The 5,433-nt window shown below is 56.7% G+C and carries 4 protein-coding genes and 1 pseudogene; 3 read left to right on the top strand and 2 right to left on the bottom strand.

Going from position 1 to position 5,433, the window contains the following annotated elements; all coding sequences use genetic code 11:
- Positions 1-142: 142 nt before the first annotated feature.
- The gene (locus QCE88_RS41815; RefSeq protein WP_309911324.1) at positions 143-346 is read left to right on the top strand and encodes a CsbD family protein; all 204 of its coding nucleotides are present in this window, start codon (positions 143-145) and stop codon (positions 344-346) included.
- A 74-nt stretch (positions 347-420) separates the two neighbouring features.
- On the opposite strand, the gene QCE88_RS41810 is transcribed toward QCE88_RS41815, so the two are convergent.
- Positions 421-738: a hypothetical protein gene (locus QCE88_RS41810; RefSeq protein ID WP_309911912.1), complete on the bottom strand. Its 318-nt coding sequence runs from the start codon at positions 736-738 to the stop codon at positions 421-423.
- Positions 739-878: 140 nt separating this feature from the next.
- On the opposite strand from QCE88_RS41810, the pseudogene QCE88_RS41805 reads away from it, so the two are divergent.
- Positions 879-1,409, top strand: a pseudogene (locus QCE88_RS41805) (PQQ-dependent sugar dehydrogenase); the annotation flags it as partial.
- 1,304 nt (positions 1,410-2,713) lie between these two features.
- Entirely contained in the window at positions 2,714-3,667 is a 954-nt protein-coding gene (locus QCE88_RS41800; protein ID WP_309911911.1) for an IS5 family transposase, read from the top strand.
- Positions 3,668-3,938: 271 nt separating this feature from the next.
- Here QCE88_RS41800 and QCE88_RS41795 read toward each other — a convergent pair whose 3' ends face one another.
- Positions 3,939-4,304: a response regulator gene (locus QCE88_RS41795; RefSeq protein ID WP_309911910.1), complete on the bottom strand. Its 366-nt coding sequence runs from the start codon at positions 4,302-4,304 to the stop codon at positions 3,939-3,941.
- Positions 4,305-5,433: the final 1,129 nt, after the last annotated feature.

Here is a 5,433-nt window from a genome sequence, read left to right as displayed (position 1 = left end):
GTAAGGAATGCATGGGCTCAAGCATTGCGCGTGCCTCGCGCGTCGATGATAGCGGCGGCACACGACATGCTGCATAGATCGAGGTCTGACACGCTTCAATACAGCGCCTGCGGCGAAGCACGCCTGACCGACGGAGAAAATCATGAACAAAGATCAGAAGGAAGGCATCAAGGAGCAAGTCAAGGGCTGGACCGACACCGCGATCGGCAAGGTGACGGGCGACGAGGATCGCAAGCTCAAGGGCGACGTGGAGATCACCAACGGTGCCAATCGCAAGGACTACGGCGATCAGAAGGACAACATCGAGAAGGGTGTCGAAGACCCAGGCGATCCGACGAACGAGTGATTCTCTGAGGATTCAATCAAATGCGACGTTCGGCGAGGCTGAAACTGATCGCCCCGATCGTCGCCAAATCTGATTCAACGCGAAGCAAGCCCGATCAGCAAACCGCCGACTGCCCCAGCGCGATAGCCTTCCACGGATTGTCGTGCACGAACTCGTCGGTTGTTTCGGATGCCGCTCGATTTCTCGTCGCTACCCGTCCCGAATGAGAGCCTTTCTTTAACGACCGAATGCATTTCATGGCCGGACGCGGCTGGCTCCCCGGTTTTCATTCGAAAAACGCCGGCTTGCGTCGGGAATTCATATGCAGTCTCAGCCTTTTCTGTTACGAGAGACTCAGCCTTTTGCGTTATGAGGGAATCGACCGAGGTCGAAGCTTGGACCGTGATAGCCATGAACGTCTCCCCGTGTTCGGCGGTATTGAGCCGGCGAAAGCCGGTCCGCCGGCCGTCGACGCAGTTAAGGGACCTCTGCATAACCCGCTCCATATGGACGATAAGGAATACTATTGCATAGCAATGACTTGGAGATATCACTGCAATGGGAACCAAGAACCGGAAAATTGTGGGCAATCGCAAACGAACGCGACGAAATCGGCGCAGACCTCGTCCCCGACTATCTGACCTCGGTGACGGAAAATGCGTTTTATGGCTGGCCATACAGTTACTACGGCCAGCACGTCGATCCGCGCGCTCAACCGCAACGTCCCGATCTCGTCGCCAAGGCGATTCCACCGGACTTCGCAATAGGCTCCCATGTCGCGCCGTTAGGCGTGACGTTCTATACCGGCGACAATTTGCCGGCACAATATCGCGGCGGCGTTTTTATCGGCGAACACGGTAGTTGGGACCGTTCGCCGCTGAGCGACTACGTGGTGTCGTATCTGGCGTTCGAGAATGGCAAGCCGGTCGGTGCGCCGAAGGACGTCGTCATGGGCTTCACATCGGCGGACCAGAAGGAGTTGTACGGCGCACCGGTAGGCGTCACTCAGGATCGGGAGGGTGGCCTTTTGATAGCCGATGACGTCGGCAATACGGTGTGGCGGGTGACGAGCGCAACCAAATGATGCACGACCCGCGTTCTCGCATACGACAAGTCGTGCGGCGATTAGTGTGCGGCCGCGTGTGCGGTATAAAGCATGCTTCGTCATATCAATCGAGTACGAGATCTCGCATGATGCGATTGTCTTTTTAGCGCAAGAGCTCATTTACCGGTTCGGGGAAGTAAAACGGTCTACGCTGACAGCGTTGCAATTGAGCCAACCATAAGACCCGAATCAACACGACATGTCTTTTTTTGGAACAGATGATGCTACCGGATAGGACCACAGGTACGATTGACACTTTTGTTCGGTGCTGAAACGACCCTACAGCGCTTGCCGTGGTTGATCGCAAAAGCATTTCATCGGTACTCGCTTATTAACGAGCTTGCACGGAATTCGAACGTTAGCAGGGTGCGAGCGGTGGAAGGTGATTCCACTGTCCGGCGCCCCTAAAACCATTCCTCACGACTCTGCACGGAGGAAATCATGGCTGATCCCGCAATCCCTAGCAACCCTATGCCGGTACCCGATTCTTCACCGGCGCAAAATCCACCCGCCGTTCCTGACCTTGGAACACCGGAGACCAAACCGGACCGCCCGCCGCCGCCGGCTGAATCGGGTGTCCTTTAACTATACAAGGAGGGAACGTTGGTTTCCAAACCTACCGATGCAAGTGACCCTGAAGCCGATCAGTCTATCCCGCCGCCTCAGCCTCCCGATAATGAACCGGGCCCAGAGCCCGGCAGGCCGGGCGGACCTCCAGACAAGGACGCGAACGCCTGCGATGAACGGTGATTCGTTGCACTAACTTTAGGCTCCCGGCTCGGCCTGCCGCCACAGATCAGAACTGACGATGTGGATTTTTCCCACTACTTCAGGACACCATCTCACACACTTGAGCTGATGAGTCCGTTCTGCGCCTGAACTCGCGAGGTGATCGTGTTTAAAGAAGCTGTGCGCATACTTTTTGTTTAAAGGTCGAATGCTACCGCCAGCGAATTTGGACTGATTGTCCAACAAGGAATCTCGTCCATCACGCGTCGAGTCGTAGAACGCATAAACGATGTCAACGTTGCGACTATAAAGTCATCAACTCGCGACGTCGTGCGCCGCGTCGGGGCGGCGTGCAATACCCAATAGGGGTATAGCGAACGGGAAATAAAGTCGTCCCTTCGCTTTTGCTTTGGAATTTGTGACGCACCGCCGATGATGGTCGGGTATCACGGCAGACGGATGCGACGTCGCAGTGTTTAGGAGCCTCTGCATAACCCGCTCCTATATGGACGATAAGGAGTACTATTGAATAGCAATGACTTGGAGCTATCACGATGACACAACTTCATCTCGGCTTGAACCTGTCAACCAAACGCACGCGTAAGCGGGAGTTTCTGGACGAGATGAGGCGAGTCGTGCCCTGGTCGAGGCTGATTGCATTGATCGAGCCGCATTATCCGAAGGGGACGACTGGTCGTCCGCCATTTCCGGTGGCGACGATGTTGCAGATTCATTTCCTCCAACAATGGTTTGGTCTGTCGGATCCTGCGATGGAAGAAGCTCTCTACGATGTACCGCTGTACCGCGAATTTGCAGGCCTCGATGGCGGGATGACCCGTCTTCCAGACGAAACGACTATCTTGCGATTTCGGCACCTGCTCGAAGCGCATGGCATCGCTGCCCAGATTCTTGCGGTCGTCAATGACGTATTGAACGAGAAGGGATTGATGCTTAGGGCAGGCTCGGCCGTCGACGCTACGTTGATCGCTGCGCCCAGTTCGACCAAGAACGGATCGGGTACACGTGACCCTGAGATGCAGTCGACCCAGAAAGGCAGGAATTGGTACTTTGGTATGAAAGCGCATATAGGCGTGGACGCGGAGTCAGGCATCGTTCACACGGTCATCGGCACGGCGGCTAACGAGCACGACATCAATGCGGCCCTTGCCTTGTTGCACGGTGAAGAAACGGATGTTTATGCCGACGCCGGATACCAAGGCATCGAAAAACGTAAGCAAACATGCTCGGCTCGATGGCATGTCGCGATGCGGCCCAGCAAGCGAAGGAAATTGAACTTGAAAGATCCTCTCGATGCGATATACGACAAGATCGAACGACTGAAAGCCGGAATTCGAGCAAAGGTCGAACATCCGTTCCGAATTCTCAAGCGACAGTTTGGTTACTCGAAGACGCGTTATCGGGGGCTGGCGAAGAACACCGCTCCGATCACCACGTTATTTGCGTTGGGAAATTTATGGATGATGCGCAAGGAGCTGCGCGAAGCGTAAAGCACACCGCAGGCTGAACTCGCTCTCACACTCTCGAGGAAGGGTCACAAAGTGTGGCCCCATTACCTCTGTCGTTGACAGACGCTGCTGAGCAAGAACAATCTGCCTAACGCCTACATGGTGCGCAGCGTTTTGAAACCGCATTCTGCAGAGCTTCCTTTACATTTCTTCTTGGGGGAGCTGAGCGTACGCAATCAGTCGTTCGACCCTGCGCCCCGACCGCGTCGGAATCCAGTGCAATGGGTGTCTGCAAGGCAACGTCTTGTTTCGCTCATTGCGCCCCCAACATCGCTATGAGCTTTAGCAAGTCTGTGCCCGCGAAGGGTTTGACCAAAAAGTGCACACCGCCCGCGTTCGCTACCGCGAGGCGCGTCGTCTCGTTGTCGTGCGATGTGATGAAAACGGCCGGAGGGCGTGGTTCGCCGAGCTGTGCGTACAGAGTCGGCCCCGAAGCTCCGGGAAGCTGGACGTCCAGGACAAGGCACCAAGCGCGCTCTATACCACATGTGGCGTTGAGTGCTTCAGCGCTCTCGTAAGCGAGCGTGTTGTATCCCGCCAGCGTTAGCAGGCGTTGTAGCGCACGCCGCATGCCATCGTCGTCTTCGACAATGACGATCGTCTGTTTGATATCGCTCATGGCCGGCCACAAGGAGATACCTCAAGTGTGGTACCGGGCGAGTTGCCTGACTATCGGGATGAGGGGCAACGAAGTTGCCCTTGGGGGCAAGCCAAGTTCACCCGCGCATCCGCCGCGCGGGTAATCGGTTCCGCGCGTCGAATGAGGTCTGCAAGTGTACGCCGATCACGGGCCAAGCCGCCCGGGTCTTGGGGAGGTGGAAGAGTTTTATTGCCGACAACGTCATACCACTGACTGCTCCGGCGTCTCGGCGCCGCGATCCGAACACGGGAAGATTTGTTGTCCAACCCGCGCCCTGGCTCGACGGACGTAAGGCCAATCTGGCCGAATATATGCGACTACTGAACCAGCTCTACGACGTGCCGCCGCCGTCATCATTCGAGGTGCTCCGCAGGCAACCCGCCTTCGCGGCCGCTGGCTTAACTCGTCGTTTCATGGTGGCCGACGACGATGACTGGCAAACCGACGCAGCTCCGCAGTACTCACAAATTGACTGGCCGCATTTTGGAATAGGCTTTCGTGAGTATGAGCACACTGTCGATCGCGTCGGACGCGAACTCTTCGGTAACATGCTCCGCCCCGCCCACGCATCCACCCTCTGCGCGCGGCCAGTTCATCAATGCGTGCTCTCGTCACGAGACGTTGGCAGCGATAGCGCCACAGCGCTCGGCTGGTCGCTGAGTTGGTACGGGCTCACACGTGCATGTGTGCCGAAAGATCGCTTATCCACGCCGGCGCTGGGTCTGGCTGGATGGCGTGCGCACTTGCCTCACCGGCCCGCCGACGTTCCGCAGTGCGCTTGGCGCGACCAATTGAATGACTGGCTTTACGAAGACCTTATGAGGTCAGCCTGGATATGGTCGCATTGCGAGCTTCATGCGTGACCGAGGCCACTATTTGCTCATCGCGTGGCTCGCACGCCCTTGCGAACTGGCAACGCTTCGGCGAAACGACAACACGCCTTCGACTGAGGCATCAGCAATCCCAAAGTCGTGACCGACGGCAATCCGCACAAGTTCTCATCTTTACTGTAAGTCAGTATGACTTTCCGTGGGTAGAGGGGCTGGCCTGGCGTGGGGCATCAACGCGGGTTAGCATCGCTGCCAGAGCCGCATGGGTGGGCAAAGGC

This window comes from Caballeronia sp. LZ035, assembly GCF_031451175.1.
In the GTDB taxonomy this organism is placed as follows: Bacteria; Pseudomonadota; Gammaproteobacteria; order Burkholderiales; family Burkholderiaceae; genus Caballeronia.
This window is presented reverse-complemented; position numbering and strand designations above follow the sequence as displayed.